The organism is Microbacterium algihabitans, from assembly GCF_032464975.1.
GTDB lineage: Bacteria > Actinomycetota > Actinomycetes > Actinomycetales > Microbacteriaceae > Microbacterium > Microbacterium algihabitans.
In genome coordinates, this window is record NZ_JAWDIU010000001.1 from 1,336,279 (window position 1) to 1,356,142 (window position 19,864).

The following is a 19,864-nucleotide window of genomic DNA, read 5'->3' on the forward strand; positions in this document are numbered from 1 at the left end:
CTTCACGTTTCGATCAGACGCGCTCGAGCTGACGCGTGCAGGCGCGGGGGCACACGCCGAAGGTGACCTGCCGCACGGGTGTCGTGCGGCAGGTCACCTTCGCGGATCGCCCTCATCGGCGGAGTCGCCGCCGATGAGACCTCACTGGAGCACGGAGAACTCCCCGACCGACCACCACGAGGTGCTGCTGGTGCCGGTCTGCTTGAACAGCACGTACCGCGCCGCGACGGCCGGGAATGTCGCGCGCACGACGGGGCCGTAGCCGCTGCCCTGGGCGACGCGGGTCCAGGCGCCGCCCGTCGAAACCCAGACCTCATAGCCGCGCGGGTAGTCGGCGGCCGCCTCGAGGGGCCCTCCCGCCGTGACCTGTACGCCGCGGATGGTCGAGGTCGCCCCCATGTCGACCTGGTACTGCTCCGTGCCGTTCGGGGCGGCGGCGTTCGTCCACCTCGTGGAAAGGAGGCCGTCGATCCCGTTCGATGCGGCACCCGCTCCGGCGGGTACGGTCGTCGCCGTCCAGCCCGTCCGCGGCATCGCCGTCAGCGCGGGCGCATTCGGGCGCGGGCCCAGCACGTCCACCTCGGCGATCGACCAGTAGTTCGACGGGGCGCTCAGGGTCTGAATCGCGCGTACGTAGCGGGCTTCGGCGGTCGGCCACAGGACGGTGGCATCCTGCCCCAGCCCTTCCACGTCGGCGACGACGCGCCAGTTCGTCCCGTCGAGGCTCGTCTCGATCCTCGTCGCGCGACCGTAATCGCCGGTGAAGCCCGCACTGTTCAGGCGGAGTCCGTTGATCCACGCGTTGCGATGCATGTCGATCGTGAACGACTGTCCGTCGGCCTGTGCCACTCCCGAGCTCCATCGGGTGGTGGCGTTGCCGTCGAGGACGTTCGAGGCCGGGTTGCCGGACTGCGTCGCGCTGGCGCTCGCGCTCCACCCGGAGCGGTCGAGTCGGTAGGCGTCGAGGTTCCACAGCCGCAACTCGCGGATCGACCAGGGGTTCGCGCTCCACGAGGCGGTCAGCGAGATCCGCACGTAGCGGGCGGTCTGAGCGCCGAGCGAGATGAATCCCTCGCGGGATTGTCCGTTGCCCTTCGCGACCGGCGCGCTCCACGTCGACCCGTCGGACGAGGTCTGGACGGAGTACACCCTCGGGTAATCGCCGCTGTCGGCACCGGCATCCACCTCGAGGGCGTTGAAGCTGCGCGCGGAACCGAGATCGACCGTGAAGGTCTGACCGGCGGTCTGCGAGCCGCTCGAGCGCCAGCCCGTGCTCGAAGACCCGTCGAGCACGTTCGACGGCGAACCCGATCCGGTCGAGGATGCCGCCGCGGTCGCACCTGCGAGCGGAACGAGGCCGACGCGGCTGTTGTAGACGCCGATCTCACCGATCGACCACGGTCGCGCGGCCGCCGCCGTGAGGGAGACGCGCACGTAGCGCGCCGTCTGCGACGAGAAGGCGATGTTCGTCATCGACGGCGTTCCCGTACCGCTCGCCACGGTGCCGGACCACGTCGTTCCGTCGGTCGAGGTCTGCACCGCGTACGCCGCGGGGTAGTCGCCGGACTTCTCGATCTGGTTCAGCGAGAGCTGGTCGAAGGTTCGCGACGCGCCCAGATCGAGGGTGAACGACTGTCCCGCCGCCTGGTTGGTGCCCGACGACCAGCGCGTCGTCGTCTGACCATCGACGGCCTGCGAGGCGGAGTACGACCCGTCGGTCTGGGTGGCGGAGGCGCTCCATCCGGCGCGACCGATGCTGTCGCCCGTGGTCGGGGTGATCACGTAGGTGGCGATCGTGTCTCCCGGAATCGTGTCGGTGAATCCGCCGTCCGGGGTCGCGATGCGCACGGCCTGAGCCGGAGTGTTCTCCTGCATCGTGATGTAGCGGGTGTCGGGACGGTTCACGACGACCACCACGAGTGTTCCGTCGGGGTTGCGGAACGCCACGTTGTAGAGGTTGCCGATCCGCCCGGGCGAATCGACGCGCTGGGCGCCCTGGTGGAGGTACCGCGAGAACGAGCCGAAGATGTAGTAGTACATGTTCAGGTCGTAGGAGGTCGGGTCGCCGGCCTTCGGCGTGATCATCGGGGGCGTGTCCGCGTCGGGGTCCGACATGTTGACGGCGATGTCGGACCACCATGACGGCGCGGCGTTGTACAGGGTCCCGTTGACGGTGGTGAAGGCGAACATCGTTCCCCACGCGTTGTACGAGCTGAGTCCCGCGCGGAAGTATTCGATGAGCTTGTTGGCGCCCTGCGTGATCTCGGTGAGGTGCACGGTCTTGTCGGGGTTCTGCGCCTGCACGGCCTGTGGAGTCCACATGGGCCAGCCGTCGTAGTTGTGGAAACCGAACCCATCGACCGCGGCGCGAGCGGCCGAGTTGGTGGTGATGCCGTCGACGACGCCGAACGCCACGTGCTGGTTGTCGTCGAGGCCCCAGATGCGGGTGGTCAGGCCCGCGGCGTCGAAGGCGGCTCGCAGGGTGACGGCGAACTCCGCCTCCTGCGCAGGGGTGAAGCAGTTGGTCGGGTAGGTGCGTGCGATGTCGGGCTCGTTCTGCAGCGAGACGACCGAGATCGGAATGCCCTGCGCCGCGTAGGCCTGGATGTACTTCACGTAGTACTGCGCGAGCACCGGGTAGTAGTCCACCGAGGAGCCGGTTGCCGCTCCGTGCTTCACGGTGTGAGAGTTCGCCGGCAACTCCGTGCAGTTCTTGTTGTCGGGCGCGAGCAGACTGTTGCTCGTTTTCATCCACGCCGGCGGCGACCACATCGACGCGAAGAAGCGCGCTTCGGGATTGATGCGCAGGATGTCGCGCATGACCGTGATCTTGCCGTCGTCGATGTCGTGCTGGATCGAGAAGTTGGCGAGGGTGGGGTCGGCGACGCCGCCGTTGTCGTCGTACGTCCAGAAGCCCGTGGTCTTGGCCGTTCGGCAGAAGTCGGCGCAGCCGATGGTCGTGCGCATCAGCGAGAAGTTGTCGCCGTTCGCTTCGCTGAAGATCGCCTGGAGTGCCGCCTCTCTGTTCGCGGGGCTGAGGCGCATGAGGTGATAGACGGTGGTGTCTTCGAGCGTCCCGCCGAAGCCCTCGTACGTCTGATAGCGGACGGAGGGGTCGACGATCACGGTGGGTGTGGAGTCGTTCGCCAGAGGCAGGAGCGTGCGGTCCGGCTGGGCGTCGAGACGGTACGAGCCCTCGTTCTCGTTGTACGCCGTGTAGGTGACCGACACCTTGCCGCCGGCGCCGGTGACGGCGTCGGCCGGGGTGACAGGGGTGGTGGCGCAGAGTGCACCGACGATGACCGCAGTCGCGGTGAGGGCGGCAGCTGCGCGCCGAAGATGACCCATGGAGAACGCTCCTTTGCGTCGACGGGGGATGTGATTCAGGAAGCTAACAGAAATGATGGCTCGTGTCACCAATTTGCAGTATGAAGGGCTCGTGACCACCGTGAACACTCTCTCTCCTGAACGACCCCTCGACCCCGCGCTGGCGGCCTGGCCGTGGTTGACCACCCCGCGAGCCGCCGACGAGCTGACGTGGCTCTACGCCCCCGGGGACTACCCGGCGTCCGTGATCGGGCGACTCGTCCGCGAGGGGAGGGCGGCGAGCCGGTTCGTCGAGTTCGTCGAGAACTACGCCACGCCACGCCCCGTGATCCATCTGCGGTGCACATCCGCGGGCCCGCAGCGCGTGTTCGCCCCCTCAGGTGGGGTTTCCGCGCGGCCCGGCACCCGCATCGTCGATCTCGGGTCAGGATGGGTGGAGGTTTCCGCGGCCGGCGCCGTGACCGTGGGCATCGAGGTCGCCCCTCAGGGCGGCGGCGCGGCGACGGTCGGCGTCGACGCTCGGCACGGGGCGTCGTGGGAGGTGTCCGTCGACGGGAATCGATGGGTGGCGCCCGACGGCCGGCCCGGCGGTCTCACCCCCGCCGACATGGCTGGTGAGCCGACCGTGCCCGTCGAGGCGGCGCACGTGGCGGAGGATCTGTGGCGCTTTCCCTCGATGGTGCTCGGCGTCGTCGAGATCGAGGCCGCATCCCGGCCGACTCTCGTCCTGGGCGAGTCGCTGGAGGAGCTCGACAGCCCGGCACCTCAGGAGCTGCGCTTCGAGCTCGAGGCGACGGGAGAGGGCCGCTGGCAGACGGTCCACGAGGTGAGTGGGCGCCACGTGCGCGTCTCCGGATCGGAGGCGCGTGCCGTGCGCATTCGGGCGCGGTCCCGGCCGCACCCCGGCGCCGGAAGCTTCGCGTGTTCCGACCCCGCACTCACCGACATCTGGCACGCCAGCGCGCTCACCCTGCACCTGTGCATGCAGGGCCTCGTCGTCGACGGATTGAAGAGAGACCGGATGCCGTGGTCCGGCGACCAGGCGCTGAACACGACGTCCAACGCCTTCGCGTTCGGTGACGGCGCCATCGTTCGCGACGGGCTCGTCGCGCTCGGTCGACCGACGCACGGATACGTCAACGGGATCAGCGATTACTCGCTCTGGTGGCTCGTCAACGCGTGGCAGTACGTCCTGTATTTCGGCGACGACGGCTTTGCGAGCGAGTATGCGGATCACATCGACGGGTTCGTCGCGCGACTCGCGGCCGCCGCCGATGGCGATGGGCTCTTTGCTCCGCCCCCGCAGGCGGACGGCTTCGTCGGATCCGGCGAGGGGTCCGTCTTCATCGACTGGGGCTTCGCCGTTCCCGATTCCGGTCCGAGCGGGGCCCTGCAGATCTTGTGGTTCTGGGCGCTGGCATCCGCGGTGTCGCTGCTGGAGTCGGCGCATCACCCCTCCGCGCCATCGTGGCGAGGCCTGAAGGACAACCTGGAGCGCACTCTTCGTGAGCGCGCGTGGGATGCCGCCGCTCAGCGCTGGCGCACCGTCGTCGGCGAAGCGGATGGCCTCGCGACCGCGCATCCGAACCTCTTCGCCGTGCTCTCGGGCCTCGACGAGCATCCGACGGATGCCGTGCGCGCGGCGGTCCTCGACGGCGAGGTGGGCACCCCTTTCATGCGCGCGTTCGCGCTTCTGGCACTGGCACGCAGCGGTCTCGCTCGGGAGGCCGTCGTGGAGGTGGGGGAGCGATGGTCGCGGATGCTCGACCGAGGGCCCGGCACCATGTGGGAGGAATTCGACGGACCCGAGCCGTGGGCCATGTACGGTCGGCCGTTCGCGAAGAGCCTGTGCCACGCGTGGGCATCGGGGCCTGCCGCGTTGCTTCCGGAGATCCTGGTCGGCCTGCGTCCGAGCGCGCCCGGATGGAGATCCGTCACGATCGATCCCGATCTCGCCGGTCTCGACTGGGCCGCTGCGCGGGTGCCGACACCTCTCGGAGAGCTCGAGGTCTTCGCCGATCGATCCGAAGTGAGCGGCTCCATCCCCGCGGGAATGACCGCCCGCATCCTCGGTCGCGAGATCGTCGGCCCCGACCGCTTCCGCGTGCCGCGGACAGTCTGATGTCGTTCTTGTCGCCGTCCTCTCGAGTCGCTATGGTGGCTCGTGTCACCGACAGCAGCGACGCTGTCTTCATCGACCTGAAATGAGCACAATGCCCGACGCATCGACTCTCTCCCTCCGCACGTCCTTCCGCCCGGGCGAGACGTGGACGGACACGAACGGTAATCGCATCCAGGCCCACGGCGGCTCGATCATCCACGTGGACGGCGTCTACTACTGGTACGGCGAGAACAAAGAGCACTCCACGCCCGGTAGCGGAATCTGGCACTGGGGCGTGCGCTGCTATTCGTCGACCGATCTCTACAACTGGGAGGACCGGGGGCTGATCATCCCTCCGGACGAGAACGATCCGACGTCCCCGCTCCACCCCGAGCAGTTCCTCGACCGACCGCACATCATGTACAACAGCCGCACGGGCAAGTTCGTGTGCTGGATCAAGGTCATGACCAAGCACCAGTCGGAGCAGCGCTCCACCGTGCTCGAGGCCGACTCGATCCTCGGGCCGTACACCATCGTCAACAGCTGGTTGCGGCCCCTCGGAATGCACGCGGGCGACTTCGATCTGGTGCAGGACCCCGAAGACGGCAAGGGCTACTACTACTTCGGGCGCGTGCACTTCGAGATGATCTGCGCCGATCTGACCGACGACTACACCGACGTCACGGGGTACTACTCCACCCATTTCCCGCGTCGCCAGCCGCCGTTCGTCCGTGAAGCGCCGTCGTATTTCCGGCGCGACGGCCGTCACTACCTCATCACCTCCGGCACGACGGGGTACTACCCCAACCCGTCCGAGGTCGCCGTCGCAGACACCTACCACGGGCCGTTCCGCGTGCTCGGCGACCCGCACCCCACCGACGAGAGCCGCACGTCGTTCCACACGCAGATCTCGTCGATCTTCAAGGTCCCGGGCAAGAAAGACCTCTACATCACGCTCGGCGATCGGTGGGTGCCGCACTACACCGATGACAGCTCGCGGGCCCTCGCGGCGTTCGAAGCGCATTTCGCCCCCGAGAACGAGGGTCACGTGACCCCCATCGAGGAGTTCGCCACGATCGACACCTCGCAGGCGGACTACGTGTGGCTGCCCATCCGCTTCGAGGGAGAGATGGCGTACATCGACTGGCGCGAGGAGTGGAGCCTCGACGAATTCGAGTGATCCACGGCAGGATGGCACCGTGGAAACAGACGGGCGACGCGTCACATCGAGCGATGTGGCGCGCGCCGCTGGTTTGTCCCGCACCACCGTCAGTTACGTGCTGAACGGAGACTTCCGCCGGATCCCCGAACATACGCGCCAGCGCGTGCTCGCCGCCGCCGACTCCCTCGGGTACAAGCCCTCGGCGGCGGCGCGTCTGCTCCGCGGCGCGCGCAGTCGTCTCGTGCTGATGGTGTCGCCCGGCCTGGAGTCGGCCCGCGACACCATCGGCGGCGACATCGTCACACGCCTCGGGCAGCTTCTGGCCGAGGCGGATCTCCATCTCGTCTGGCAGCTCGGCCTGCCGAGCGTCGGACGTGCCGCGACGGATCTCGCCCCCGCGGTGGTCCTCGTCGCGCCCACCGAAGAGGAGGCGGCGTTCGCAGACCTGCGTCGCCGGTTCGCCGTTCCGGTACTCCCCGCCTTCCCCGGGCTGGGGGGCTTTCTCGCCGCATCCGCGCGCGCCCAGGTCGATCACCTGGCCGGCCTGGGTCACCAGCGGCTGGCCTTCGTGCGCCCCGCTGCGCCGGCGTTCGATCTGACAGCCGAGTTCCGCCAGCAGGCGGTCGAGCGACGCGCGAGCGAACTCGGTCTTCCGGCCCCCGTCATCCTGCGCGTCGACGACTCCCGCGAGAGCGCGGTCGCCGTCCTTCGCTCGCTCAGGACTCGGACGGATCCCGTGACGTCTCCCGTGACGGCTGTGTGCGCCTACAACGACCAGGTGGCCTTCGCGTTGCTGGCTGCCGCCGACGACCTCGGCCTCGCCGTGCCCGCGGAGATGTCCGTCATCGGAGTCGATGGCGATCCGCTCGGGGAGTGGACGACGCCCACCCTCACCAGCGTCAGGTCGGACACGGCTGCGTTCGTGTCCGACCTGACCTCTCAGGTGGTGGCTCTGGCTCGCGGCGAGACGACCACGGTCGAAGCCCGGCTGCCGGAGCAGGCCCGCGTCGTCGAGCGGAGCTCCACGGTCGGGCCCGCTCGGTAGCAGGCTGTCACCCCCGCGTCATCCCTTCACCGCACGGGCCGAGCCCGCTCGGTAGAGGGCGACGTCACCCCCGCGTCATCCCTTCACCGCACCGTCGGCCAGTCCGCTCATCACGCGCTGATTGAGCAGCAGATAGATGGCCAGCGTGGGCACGATCGAGATGCAGATCGACGCGAAGGTCGGCCCCCATTCGGTCTGCCCGAAGGTGCCGACGAAGTTCAACAGCCCGGCTTGGATCGTGCGGGAGTCGTTGTCGGTGGTGAAGGTGAGGGCGAAGAGCAGGTCGTTCCAGAAGAAGAAGAACTGCACGACGGCGATCGTGAGGATCGCGTTGCGCAGCATCGGCAGGGAGATGCTGAAGAACACCCGGTAGATGCTCGCCCCGTCGATGATGGCCGACTCGATGATCTCCCGGGGGAGTGACCGGTAGTAGCCGGCCATCATGAAGACCGTCAGCGGCAACCCGGTGGCAGCGTAGGTGAGCACGAGGGCGAGCGGACTGTTGAGCAGGCCCACCTTCACGTAGATCGCGAACAGCGGCAGGAGGATCATCTGGAGGGGGACCATGAGTCCGGCGAGGAACAGCAGCAGCACCCCGCCTCGCCCGCGCCACTTGAGCACCTCGAGCGCGAAGCCCGCCGCCAGTCCGGTGACGATGAGGATGACGATGGCGGGGAAGGTCGCGAGCGCGCTGTTGAGGATGTACCGCGCCATGTTGCCGCGCGTCCACGCCTCGACGTAGTTCTGCAGGAACAGGCCGTCGGGCAGAGCCCACATCGGCTTCGACGAGAACTCGACAGGCGCCTTCAGCGACGAGAGGAACAGCCAGATCAGCGGCACCACCTCGATCAGGATGAGAAGGACGATGCCGATCACGCCGAGGACGCGGCCGACGGTGACAGGTCGGCGGACACCCGGGCCGGCGGCTGTGAGCGCGGTCATGCCGTCACGTCCCGTCGGGCTCCGCGGAAGATCGCCACCGTGACGATCAGACACATGATGGTGAGCAGCATGGCGATGGTGCTTCCTTCTCCGTACTTGCCGAAGGCGAACGAGGTCTTGAACATGAGGAGCGTCAGTGGCGTCGTGGCGCCGTTGGGGCCGCCGCCGGTCAGGGCGAAGACCGAGTCGAAGACCTTGATGGTCCCGTTGATGCTGAAGATCACGGTCGACAGCAGGACCGGAAGGATCGACGGAAGCACGATGTAGCGGACGAGTGACCAGCGTTTGGCCCCATCGAGGCGGGCCGCCTCGATGACGTCGTCGGGAATGGCCACGAGGCCCGCGTACAGGAGGACGGCGTAGAAACCCATGGAACGCCAGACGTCCATCGCGACGATGATGAGGAACGCCGTGTCGGGCTGGCCCAGCCAGTCGACCGCGCCGAAGCCGAAGGCCTCGGCGAACGAGTTCACCGGCCCGCGCTGCGGCACGATCTCGAACAGCTTGACGAAGAGCTGCGCGACGGCCGCGGTCGGGAGCACGATCGGGAAGAACACCAGTGTTCGGACGAGGGCCGAGGCCCGGCGGAGTACGAACACGTAGAGCAACGACAGGCCGAACCCCGCCCCGACCTGGAGGACGGTCGCGAGCGCGGCGTAGCGCAGGCTGAATCCCGTCGCCTGCCAGAAGGCCGGGTCTTGCAGGATCGTTGCGTAGTTGTCGAAGCCGACCCACTCGAATCCCGAGATCGGGTTGCCGTCGACCAACGTGTACCCGGTCGACCAGACGATGGGGACGACCATCACGAGCGTGTACAGCGCGAGCGCGGGGGCGATGAAGATGAGGATCGCGCGGCGATCACTGAGCACTCTGTTCATGTCGATCTCCTGAGGAGTCGGCGAGGGCCCGGGGCGAATCCGCCCCGGGCCCTCGGTGCGTGCGATGCGGTTACTGAGCCGCCTGGACCTGCTGCATGAAGGCCTCGGGGGTGAGGCTTCCGGAGATCAGCGCCGTGGCACCCGACTGCGAGGCCGAGGTTCCTTCCGGCGACTGGAGCGCTTCGAACCACGGGATGAACTGGTCGAGGCCTGCGATGCGATCAGCCGTCTCGGCGACCAGCGGCGACGATGCCTTCGCGTCGGTGGCGAACCCGCTGATGATGCCCTTGTCCTTCAGCGCGACGGTTCCGTAGTTCTCGACGAGGTACTTCAGGAAGTCCTTGACCTGCGGGGTCAGGGTCTTGGCGTTGACGGCCATCGGCAGTCCGACGTTCGCGGGGGTCTGTCCCACGTCGCCCTTTCCTCCCGAGACCGCGGGGATGGGGAACCAGCCGATGTTGTCCGCTCCGATCTTGTTCTTCTCAGCGTCGTCGAAGCTGGAGGTGGCCCAGGAGCCCTGGTAGTAGATACCGGCCTTCCCCTGGAGGAACAGGTCTTCCGCCGTCTGGATGTCGAGGGCCCCCGGCGCCTCGCCGAAGTACCCCTTGGACGCCCACTGCGAGATGACGTCGGCGCCCTTGACGTAGGCGGGGTCGGTGAACTTCGCGCTTCCGTCCGCGACCGCGGAGAGGGCGTCGGGCCCGACGGAGCGCTCGATGTATCCGGCGACGAGGCGCGTCACCGGCCAGCCGGCCGCCCCGGCGGTGGCGAACGGCTGCACGCCTGCGGCGTTGAGCTTCTCGGCGGCGGCCGTCAGGTCATCCCAGGTCTGGGGGGCTTCGATGCCCTCCTCGGCGAAGAGCGCCTTGTTGTACCAGAAGCCTTCGACGGCGACCTCGAGGGGGAGGCCGACGAGGTGGCCTCCGTACAGGCCCTTGATGATGCTCACCGAGAAGGGGCTCAGGTCGTCGTAGACGCCCAGCTCTTTGAGCACCGGCTCCAGGTCTGCGATGTACCCGTTGTTGTAGAGATCTTCGATCTGGGACGGCGTGCCGACCTGGAAGAACGTGGGCAGCTTGTCCTGCGAGGCCAACAGCTGGATGCGCTGATCCATGCTCGCGTCGAGTTGCTCCATCTCGAGCGTGGCTCCCTGACCGTAGTCATCGACGAGCTTCTGCATCGTGTAGTTGCTGCCCTGATCCGGACCCGACCCGGTCAGGAACGAGATCTGCGCTGGACCATCGCTCTCCGCCTGGCCCGCGGTGCCGCTGCAGCCTGTTGCGATGAGCGCGAGCGTCGCAACGACTGCTGCGGCGGCGACCTTCTTACGCATGTGTCCTCCTGGTTGCGCCGGAACACCACTGTTCCGGTCGAGGTGAGGCTACGAGCATCTTGTGGCTCGTGTCAACAACCATGTCGATCCTCTTCCGATTCGTCCCCCGGCGGGGTGCGATCGGAGTACGGTGGGGCGGTGATGTCGAGCGCACCGGGCGAGAGCGGCGAGCGTCGCCGTGTGACCGACCGCGATGTCGCCGTCGAGGCGGGTGTGTCGCGGGCCACCGTCTATTACGTGCTGAACGAAGACGCGAACCACCGCATCCCCGACCCCACGCGACAGCGCGTGCTCGACGCCGTCGACAAGCTCCGTTACGTGCCCTTCGGTCCGGCGCGCATGCTGCGACGCGGCCAGAGTTCCGTCGTGCTCCTGCTGACCCACGGGCTCGAGCACGCGACCGACCGGGTGGCGACGGATCTCGTCACGGCCCTGGGGGCGGCCCTCGAGAGCCGCGGCCTGCACTTGGTGTGGCAGATCGACGGCGAGGTGGGACGGGATCCGTCGATCGATCTGGCGCCGGTCGTGGTTCTCTCGTCGGCCGCACCGGGCGAGCCGGATTTTGCGCGTGCGACGGCCGATTATCCGGTTCCGGTCCTGCCCGCGTTCCCCGATCTCGACCGCTTCACCGCGGCGGCAGCCGCGGCCCAGGCGGAATTGGCCGTCGGGGCCGGGCGCACGCGTCTCGCTTATGCGGCGCTCGACGAACCGGCTCTGGAGCGAAGCGTCGCTCTCCGACGAGAGAAGGTGAGCGGCGTGGCCGCCGCCGGCCGTCTTCCCGCGGTGCAGACCCTTCTGCTCGGGTCCACGCGTGACGAGGCGCGGGCGAGCCTGGGGGCCTTCCTCGACCAGCACCCGGACGTCGACGTCATCTGCGCCTTCAACGACGAGGTCGCCTTCCGCATCCTCGCCGCCGCTCGCGACCTGGGAATCGAGGTGCCCTCCCGAGTCGGCGTGATCGGCGTCGACGACCTCCCGTTCGGCGCGTTCACCACCCCCGCATTGACGACCGTGGAACCCGACCTCAGCTCGTTCGTCGACGCCTTCGCCGACCACATCCGTCGCGTCTGCGACGGTGAGGAGGGGGAAGGTCCGCAGCTTCCGACGTCGTTCAGAGCGGTACGTCGAGGCTCGCTCTGAGGCCGCGAGGTCGTTCGCGGAGCGGGGTGGGACCGCTCCGAAGTGACGGTCGCACGTACGGTGCCGCCGTCGTCTCTCGAGCGCGGGCGAGAGTGGGGCGAGCGCGTCGGTCATCGTCGCCCACCCGCATCGGTCGGGATGATGGTCCCCCGTCGAGCGTCTATCCGCAGCGCCTCCGACAGCACGAGAGTCATCTCATCGCTGCGCGGGAACTCGATGTCGAGCCACACGTAGGTCGACTGGTTCACGAGTCCACCCCACGCGCCCGCCCAGCGGTCGCCGAGGTAGAGGTAGTCGGTGCCCGATGACCCCTGCACCGGGAGGACGAAGGCGGCCTGCGACCCGAAGGCCGTGTCGTTGCCGACGTCGCGAAGATCGCTCCACGGACCGTCGGGGCTCGTGGCGGTGGCGTACTTCGCCTGATTGGGCGTCCAGCCGGTGGCGCCGCTGGTGAGGAGGAAGTAGGTCCCGTCTCTCACGAACATCGCGGGCGCCTCGCGGAAAGCGCCGGGCCACAGTCGAGCGACGACGGAATCGACTCCCGTGTACGTGGCATCCATCCGGTAGATCTGCAGGTCGGCGTTGGCCGCTGTGGCGGAGACGAGGTAGCCCGTTCCGTCGGCGTCGGTGAAGACGGAGAGATCACGGCTCTCGAAATCGAGTGGGCGGAAGCTCCGCTGGTAGGTGAAGGGCTCGTCGATGCGCGGCGACGTCGCGACGGCCACGCGGGCCTGCGAATAGTCCGTGCCGTTCTCCCAGTGCATCCAGAGGACGAACGTGTCGGTCGCGGCGTTGTACATGAGCTTCGGGCGCTCGATCGTCGCGACAGCGAGTTCGGGGTCGGAGTGCTGGGTGAGGATGTCGGAGACGAAGGTCCAGTGCACGAGGTCATCGGAGCGGTACAGCGACACTGCCCGGAACTTGTCGTCGACCCCGCGATTCTCCCCGGCCCAGTAGTAGACCCCGTTGTGCAGCAGGACTCCGCCGCCGTGGGCGTGGATCGTCGAGCCGTAGATGTCGGTGAACGCCGTCCCGTTGGGCGGGGTGACGGCCGGCGCATTCACCGTGGTGGCGGAGGGCGAAGCGGAGTGCGTCCCCGCCGGGGCGGCGTCGGAGGTGCACGCGCTCAGGGGGATGAGCGTGGCGACCGCGATCGCGCACAGCGATGATCTGAGCGTTCGATGCATGATGTCCTCTCGTTGCCCGAACCGTGCACCGGGTGGCCCGCCCGCGGTGATGCTGCGGACGGGCCACCCGGATCGGGTCACGTGGTGAGCGTGCCGACGGCGCTGACGTTGCCGGCTTTGTCGGTCGCGCGGTATTCGAGCTTCAGCGCACCCGAGCGGATGCCGTCCTGCTCTTTGGGGTTCAGCTGGATGGAGGCGTTGGCGTTCTTCCATCCCGACGTCGACGCGGGCGCGCCGGCCGAGACGATGCGGTACTCCACACGGGCGACTCCGGATGCCGCGTCCTCCGCCGCGACGGTCACCTGGCGGCCGTTGAGTCGCGCGCTCACCGTCGGAGCGGCGCGGTCGAGGTTGACCGTCTGCGTGATCGTCTTCGACAGGTTGCCCGCGGCATCCCGAGCACGAGCCTCGATGCGATGGGCGCCGTCGGTGTCGATGAGCAGCGGTGCGGTCACCTTCTGGAAGGGGCCTCCGTCGACGCTGGCTTCGACCACCGGTGCGGTGTCGACGTCGTCCGACGCGGCGAAGGTGAGGGTCGTCGGGGTCGTCCCCCAGCTGTTCTTGCCACCCGCCTGCTTCGGGTCCACCGTGACGGACACGGAGGGCGCCTTCTTGTCCTCGCGGACGGTGAGCGTGCCTTCGGCGCGGATGTCGTCGGACGAGCTGCCGACGTACGTCGAGATGTTCCCGGAGGGGAGCACCCAACGGTCGCCGTCGACATCCCAGTACTGCAGCGAGCGCAGGCTCACCGGTACGTCGACGTTCTTCGACTCGCCCGGCGCGAGGGTCACGCGCGCGAACCCGGCGAGGGTCCGCTTGGCCGTGTGGACCTGCGTCGGCAGGCTGCCGACGTACAGCTGCACGACCTCGGTGCCGGCGACGGATCCGGTGTTCTTGACGCGAACCGTGGCGGTGGTGGCGACGGCGGCCACGCCCGCGGGCTTGACGTCTTTCAGCTTGAGCTTCGAGTACTCGAAGCTCGTGTACGACAACCCGTGGCCGAAGCCGAACTGCGGGTCGAGGCCCTTGGCGAAGAAGCCGCGGTAGCCGACGTCGATGCCGTTGCTGTACTCGACGGACGGGTTCAGCTGGTCGACGATGTCGAACGGGTTGCTGATGCCCGACGCCAGCGCCTGCTCGTCGGTGGTCGGGAAGGTCACCGGCAGTTTGCCTGACGGGTTCACATCACCGAAGAGGATCGATGCGATCGAGTCACCCTGCGTCTGTCCGCCGTACCAGGCCTCGACCACGCCGGGAACGGAGTCGATCCACGGCATCGTGACGGCGCCGCTGGTGGCCAGCACCACGATCGTGCGCTTGTTGGCCGCGGCGACCTGGCGGATGAGCTCGTCCTGGTTCTGCGGCAGCGTGAGGTTGCCGCGGTCGCCGGCCTCGCCGGTGTAGTCGCGCACGACCACGATGGCGACGTCCGACGACTTGGCGAGGTCCGCCGCTTCGCGCATCGCCGGGGCGACCGCACCCTGCGGCGGTACCCACCCGAGCCGGAGCATGGCGCCCGGCTGGTCGTTGAGCGAACCGTCGAACTGGTTGACCGCGTCGGTCGTGTACGTCACGCGCACATCGACCGGCTTGCCGAGCACGAGGGGCACGTCGACCGTCTGCGTCGAGACCTCTGCGCCCGGGTTGGTGAGCACGAGCTGGCCGTCGATGAAGAGCTTCGCCGTTCCGAGGTTGGTCAGCGCGAGCTTGTACGTGCCCGTGGCCGGAGGGGTGAGAGTCGTGGTCCAGTCGGCCGTGATGGGCATCAGCGCCGTCGGGAAGCCGACGCCAGGCACCTGGGAGGTGTTGTTGCCGGTGTCCGCGGACAGACCGGTGCGCAGGTTGATCTGCTTCTCGGTGCGGCTGAGGAGCACGCCGCCGGCGGGGGCATCGATGCCGGAGCGATAGGTCGCGGTGACCGCGGACAGAACGGACGACGGCACGGGGGCGGGTCCGGGGAGCGTGTCGGCCAGGCCCACCTCATCGGTTCCTGCCGCGTACCTCACCGCGACCTTGGAGCCCGCGCGGGCGGTGATGCCTTCGAGCATGGTCGTCAGGCCGGTCGGGGTGGTGACCGAGGCCGAGCCACCGCCGTCGATGTACTCGTCGGCGCCGGCACCGATGACGGCGATCGATGAGAGCTTGGACGAGTTCAACGGCAGAGCGGAGTCGTTCTTCAGCAGAACGGTGCCCTCCTGGCCGGCGACCGTGGCGACCTTGTCGCCCTGGCTGAGCGTCGCCGACGAGATCGGACCGGCGGCGGGGGGAGGATTGTCGTAGATGCCGTACTGGAACATCGTCCAGAGCACGCGCCGAGCGGCATCCGTCACACGAGCCTCGGGAACGCGCCCGTCGATCACGGCTTGCTTGAGGTTTCCGCGCGAGAAATCCAGGGTCTCGCCGGAGGTGTCCATTCCGGCGTTGTAGTCGAGGACGCTGTGCGCGGCGTTGAAGTCGGTCTGCACGAAGCCCTGGAACCCCAGCTGATTCTTGAGGACGGTGTTCAGGAGCGTGTTGTTGCCGCACGCGTACTCGCCGTTGATCTTGTTGAACGAGCACATCACCGATGCGGCGTTCGAGTCGCGGATCACCGACTCCCACGGGCGGGTGTGGATCTCCTGCAGGGTGCGCTCGTCGATGACCGCGTTGACGTGCGCGCGACGGCTTTCCTCGTTGTAGACGTTGTAGTGCTTGACCTCGGCGGGAATGCCCTGGGACTGGATGCCGGCGGTCGCTGCCGCGCCGATGGTGCCGGTCAGGAGCGGGTCTTCGCCGAAGCCCTCCCAGTTGCGCCCGCCCCACGGGGTGCGAGCGAGGTCGACGGTCGGAGTGGCGGCCGAGTTGAATCCCGCCTCGCGGGTCTCTCGACCGGTGACCGCTCCGTACTGCTGCGCGAGCGGAGTGTCGAAAGTCGAGGCCAGGGCGAGCCCCACCGGAAGGGCGGTGCTGCCGCCGGGGTTGGAGAGGCCGTTCGAGGCGTCCTTGCCCTTGATGGCCGGAATGCCGTACTTCGGGATGCCATTACCACCGGTCTGCACGAGCAGCTCGATCTTCTCGTCGAGAGTCAGCACCGCCACGAGCGCTTGAGCTCGCTCCTGGGCGGACAGGGAGGTGTCCGTCCACGGTGTCGTGCTCTGGGCCGCATGAGCGGGCGCGGCGAGCAGAGCCGAGGCTCCGATGGTCACGGCGGTCGCCAGTGCGACCAACCGCTTCTTTCTTCTGACGGCAAACATGGCGGGTGACTCCAGGATCGGGTGGGGGTGAAAAACTCGACCAACTGTAACTCAATCACCGACCACGTGTTAAACGCGTGGCGTACACATGGTTTGTGTTCCGCGACCTGCTGGTAGCGTGGAGGCAAAGAGGGGGTCCGGATGCCGTTGACGGACGATGTGAGGGTGCGTCGCAGAGTGGGTCTGCAGGCCGCAGCCACCGAGCAGCGGCGACGCGCGATCCTGGACGCGGCCGTCCAGGCGTTCTCGGAGGTCGGGTACAACGGAACCTCGCTGCGCGATGTCGCCGCCCGGGCGGGTCTGTCGCACACGGGCCTGTTGCACCACTTCCCCGACAAGCCGGGACTGCTCGAGGCGGCACTCGACCGCCTCTTCGACTCGACGGCGCTCGAATTCGATTTCGCGTCGAATGACGGGGTGATCGTCATGCGCGCTCTGATCGCGGCGGCGGAGCGCGACGTTCGCGAGCCGACGTCACTGCGATTCCTCGCCGTGGTCACCGCCGAGTCGCTCGTCCCCTCGCACCCGGCGCACGGGTTCATGCGTCTCATGCAGCAACGCGTGCGTGAGACGCTGACCGCCGCCTTCACCGACCTGCAGGAGCGAGGGCTCTACCGCGCGGATCCGCTGACGCCGTCGATCGCCGCGGTTCACGCCGCGTCGCTGCGCAACGGCGCCATTGCCGAGTGGCTGCGCACCCCCGACGAGATCGATCTGGTCGAGATCATCAGGGGGCAGCTGCGCATGTTCACCACCGTCGAGCTCTGAGGCCGGCAGCGGGGGCGTGCGGTGACGTTCCCGCGCGACCGCTCAGCCGTGTCGTCGGACCGCGGGGCCGATCGGTGTGGAGCCGGGAGAGCCGGGGCGCGGGGGTGGTTGCGCTCGACAGGCGTTGCCCGTAGTGTCTGAAGCGCTTCAACCAACGACGGACAGGCGCGACGTGCAGGTATCTCCTCCCCGATTCGAACATCTCGATTCCGCCCTCGGCGTCGGGACGCCCGCGCCCCGGCTCTCGTGGCGAACCGACGCCCCCGCGGGGTGGGTCCAGACCGGGTGGGAGCTGAAGGTCGAGCGCGGGACCGAGACGACGGTCGCGACGGGCCGCGGCGACGCACAGGTGCTCGTCGACTGGCCCTTCGAGCCCCTCTCCTCCCGCGAGCGGGCGTCGGTGAGTGTCCGCGTCGGCGGTGCGGACGGCACGTGGTCGCCGTGGAGCGACCCGGCCGAGGTCGAGGCCGGTCTGCTCGCACCCGAAGACTGGGCGGCGCACCCCGTGGGCGCGGGATGGCCCGAGGAGCCGGGCACCGAGCGTCGACCGGCGCAGGTGCGCCGGGCGTTCGATCTGCCTCAGGCTCCCGTGCGGGCACGTCTCTACGTCACCGCTCACGGTCTCTACGAAGTGGAGATCAACGGGCGGCGCGTGGGCGATCACGAGCTCTCCCCCGGGTGGACGTCGTACGACGAGCGTCTCGTGTACTGGACCTTCGACGTGACCGACCTCGTGCGCGAGGGTGGCAACGTCATCGGGTCGTGGCTCGCCGACGGCTGGTACCGCGGGCGACTGGGCTTCGGCGGGGGCTACCGTGACCTGTACGGCACAGACCAGTCCCTGATCGCGCAGCTCGAGGTGCACTTCGCCGACGGCACCTCGGCGATCATCGCCACAGACGAGAGCTGGGATGCGCGGCTCAGCCCCATCCACGCCTCCGGTCTGTACGACGGCGAAACGCACTACCTGCGAGACGAACAGGCTGGATGGTCGACCCCCGGGGGGTCCGAGGACGGATGGTCGCCGGTGGCGGTCCACCGTCGAGACCCGGCCACGCTCGTCGCGGCGGCGCACCCGCCCGTCCGCTGCGTCGAAGAGGTGGCCCCCCGCGCGGTGACACGCCTCAGCGAATCGGTTCACCTCATCGACTTCGGACAGAACCTCGTCGGTCGCCTGCGCCTGCGTGTGCGCGGAGCCGCAGGCAGTGCCATCGAACTCCGTCACGCGGAGGTCTTGGAACACGGAGCACTCGGCATCCGCCCCCTCCGCCTGGCGGCCGCGCACGACACGGTGATCCTGGATGGCACCGAGACGGTGTGGGAACCCCGCTTCACCGTGCACGGATTCCGCTACGCGACAGTGTCGGGACTGACGGACCTCGACGAGCGCGAGGTCGTGGCGCGGGTGATCCACAGCGACATGCGCCGCACCGGGCACCTCGAGACGTCGAACGTCGACGTGAACCGGCTGCACGAGAACGTCGTCTGGGGCATGAAGGGCAACTTCGTCAGCATCCCGACCGACTGTCCGCAGCGCGACGAGCGGCTCGGCTGGACCGGCGACGTGCAGGTCTTCGCCCCGACCGCGTCGTTCCTCTTCGATTCGGCGGGGTTCCTCTCGAATTGGCTCACCGATGTCGCCGTCGAGCAGCACCCGGATGGGACCGTGCCGTGGTTCGTGCCGGAGATCCCCGGCGGGCCCATGTGGACGCCGGCGAAGACGGGTGCCGTCTGGGGTGACGTCGCCGTTCTGACGCCGTGGACCCTCTACGAACGCTTCGCGGATCGCGGTGTGCTCGAGCGGCAGTACGACAGTGCGCGCCGTTGGGTCGAGCGCATGATCGACCAGGCCGGTGAGAGTCGGCTGTGGCACGACGCGCAGCAGCTCGGTGACTGGCTCGATCCGGCCGCGCCGCCGGACGACCCCGCGGACGCCCGGACCGACCGTTACCTCGTCGCGTCGGCGTACTTCGCATGGTCGACTCGACGTCTGGCGGAGACGGCGCAGGTCGTGGGCCGCGTCGACGACGCGACGCGCTACGCCCGCATCGCCGCCGAGGCGCGAGCCGCGTTCCGGGGCGAGTACGTCCAGCCGGACGGTCGGCTGACCTCCGACGCGCAGACCGCCTACGCGCTCGCCATCCGCTTCGACCTGCTCGAGCCGGGCGAGCGCACATCGGCCGGAGAGCGGCTCGCCCACCTCGTGCGCGAGGCCGGCAACACCATCGCGACCGGCTTCGTCGGCACCCCTCTCATCTCGGACGCCTTGACCGACACGGGCCACCTCGACGTCGCCTACGCGTTGCTGCTGGAGACGGAGTGCCCCTCGTGGCTCTACACGGTCCGGATGGGGGGAACGACCATCTGGGAGCGGTGGGACTCGATGCTGCCCGACGGCTCGATCAATCCCGGCGAGATGACGAGCTTCAACCACTTCGCCCTGGGATCGGTCGCGGACTGGATGCATCGGGTCATCGGTGGATTGACCGCCACCGCGCCCGGGTACCGCCGCATCGAATGGGCCCCGCGGCCCGGCGGAGCCCTCACTCACGCCTCGGTCGCCTTCGACTCGCCGTACGGGCGTATCGAGGGCACATGGCGTCACACGGACGAGGGGGTCGAATACCGCCTCGCCGTGCCGACCGGAGTCGACGGCGTCGTCACCCTGCCGGATGGTTCGTCTCGACCGATCCAGTCGGGCGGCTCGTTCGTTGAGGTCGTCCCGCTGTCGGTCTGAGACGGCGGGAG

At 68.4% G+C, this 19,864-nt stretch carries 12 protein-coding genes; 6 read left to right on the top strand and 6 right to left on the bottom strand.

All coding sequences use genetic code 11. The features are described 5' to 3' along the window. Window positions 1-141: 141 nt before the first annotated feature. Window positions 142-3,348: a discoidin domain-containing protein gene (locus RWH43_RS06270; protein WP_316000974.1), complete on the bottom strand. Its 3,207-nt coding sequence runs from the start codon at window positions 3,346-3,348 to the stop codon at window positions 142-144. 91 nt (window positions 3,349-3,439) lie between these two features. Here RWH43_RS06270 and RWH43_RS06275 point away from each other — a divergent pair, with 91 nt between their 5' ends. The 3 genes from RWH43_RS06275 to RWH43_RS06285 all read left to right on the top strand — a co-directional run bounded on the left by RWH43_RS06275 (window position 3,440) and on the right by RWH43_RS06285 (window position 7,635). Further along, window positions 3,440-5,449, top strand: a complete 2,010-nt coding sequence (locus tag RWH43_RS06275) for an alpha-L-rhamnosidase-related protein (protein WP_316000975.1) — start codon at window positions 3,440-3,442, stop codon at window positions 5,447-5,449. 91 nt (window positions 5,450-5,540) lie between these two features. Continuing rightward, window positions 5,541-6,608, top strand: a complete 1,068-nt coding sequence (locus RWH43_RS06280) for a family 43 glycosylhydrolase (RefSeq protein ID WP_316000976.1) — start codon at window positions 5,541-5,543, stop codon at window positions 6,606-6,608. 55 nt (window positions 6,609-6,663) lie between these two features. Continuing rightward, the gene (locus RWH43_RS06285) at window positions 6,664-7,635 is read left to right on the top strand and encodes a LacI family DNA-binding transcriptional regulator (RefSeq protein WP_316001114.1); all 972 of its coding nucleotides are present in this window, start codon (window positions 6,664-6,666) and stop codon (window positions 7,633-7,635) included. A 75-nt stretch (window positions 7,636-7,710) separates the two neighbouring features. Here RWH43_RS06285 and RWH43_RS06290 read toward each other — a convergent pair whose 3' ends face one another. From RWH43_RS06290 to RWH43_RS06300, 3 genes are all read right to left on the bottom strand, one after another. Next, window positions 7,711-8,577, bottom strand: coding sequence for a carbohydrate ABC transporter permease (locus RWH43_RS06290; RefSeq protein ID WP_316000977.1), 867 nt, complete (start codon window positions 8,575-8,577; stop codon window positions 7,711-7,713). Continuing rightward, the gene (locus RWH43_RS06295) at window positions 8,574-9,455 is read right to left on the bottom strand and encodes a carbohydrate ABC transporter permease (protein ID WP_316000978.1); all 882 of its coding nucleotides are present in this window, start codon (window positions 9,453-9,455) and stop codon (window positions 8,574-8,576) included. Before RWH43_RS06295 ends, RWH43_RS06290 begins: the two co-directional genes overlap by 4 nt. 70 nt (window positions 9,456-9,525) lie before the next feature. After that, window positions 9,526-10,788, bottom strand: a complete 1,263-nt coding sequence (locus tag RWH43_RS06300; RefSeq protein ID WP_316000979.1) for an ABC transporter substrate-binding protein — start codon at window positions 10,786-10,788, stop codon at window positions 9,526-9,528. Between the two features lie 180 nt (window positions 10,789-10,968). Between RWH43_RS06300 and RWH43_RS06305 the strand changes: the two genes are divergently transcribed. After that, window positions 10,969-11,928, top strand: a complete 960-nt coding sequence (locus RWH43_RS06305; protein WP_316000980.1) for a LacI family DNA-binding transcriptional regulator — start codon at window positions 10,969-10,971, stop codon at window positions 11,926-11,928. A gap of 110 nt (window positions 11,929-12,038) precedes the next feature. Here RWH43_RS06305 and RWH43_RS06310 read toward each other — a convergent pair whose 3' ends face one another. Together RWH43_RS06310 and RWH43_RS06315 are read right to left on the bottom strand one after the other, a co-directional pair. Further along, window positions 12,039-13,115: a family 43 glycosylhydrolase gene (locus tag RWH43_RS06310; protein WP_316000981.1), complete on the bottom strand. Its 1,077-nt coding sequence runs from the start codon at window positions 13,113-13,115 to the stop codon at window positions 12,039-12,041. Between the two features lie 77 nt (window positions 13,116-13,192). Next, window positions 13,193-16,321 carry a beta-glucosidase gene (locus RWH43_RS06315; protein WP_316000982.1) on the bottom strand — a complete coding sequence of 1,043 codons (3,129 nt, stop codon included), beginning with the start codon at window positions 16,319-16,321 and terminating at the stop codon, window positions 13,193-13,195. Between the two features lie 192 nt (window positions 16,322-16,513). Here RWH43_RS06315 and RWH43_RS06320 point away from each other — a divergent pair, with 192 nt between their 5' ends. Together RWH43_RS06320 and RWH43_RS06325 are read left to right on the top strand one after the other, a co-directional pair. After that, on the top strand, window positions 16,514-17,116 hold the full coding sequence (locus tag RWH43_RS06320; protein WP_316000983.1) for a TetR/AcrR family transcriptional regulator: 603 nt from the start codon (window positions 16,514-16,516) through the stop codon (window positions 17,114-17,116). Between the two features lie 172 nt (window positions 17,117-17,288). After that, on the top strand, window positions 17,289-19,853 hold the full coding sequence (locus RWH43_RS06325; protein ID WP_316000984.1) for a family 78 glycoside hydrolase catalytic domain: 2,565 nt from the start codon (window positions 17,289-17,291) through the stop codon (window positions 19,851-19,853). Window positions 19,854-19,864 lie beyond the last annotated feature (11 nt).

Coding starts and splice junctions, on each gene's coding strand:
- RWH43_RS06270 (WP_316000974.1), bottom strand. CDS start 3,348: ATGGGTCATCTTCGGCGCGCAGCTGCCGCCCTCACCGCGACTGCGGTC.
- RWH43_RS06280 (WP_316000976.1), top strand. CDS start 5,541: ATGCCCGACGCATCGACTCTCTCCCTCCGCACGTCCTTCCGCCCGGGC.
- RWH43_RS06290 (WP_316000977.1), bottom strand. CDS start 8,577: ATGACCGCGCTCACAGCCGCCGGCCCGGGTGTCCGCCGACCTGTCACC.
- RWH43_RS06295 (WP_316000978.1), bottom strand. CDS start 9,455: ATGAACAGAGTGCTCAGTGATCGCCGCGCGATCCTCATCTTCATCGCC.
- RWH43_RS06300 (WP_316000979.1), bottom strand. CDS start 10,788: ATGCGTAAGAAGGTCGCCGCCGCAGCAGTCGTTGCGACGCTCGCGCTC.
- RWH43_RS06310 (WP_316000981.1), bottom strand. CDS start 13,115: ATGCATCGAACGCTCAGATCATCGCTGTGCGCGATCGCGGTCGCCACG.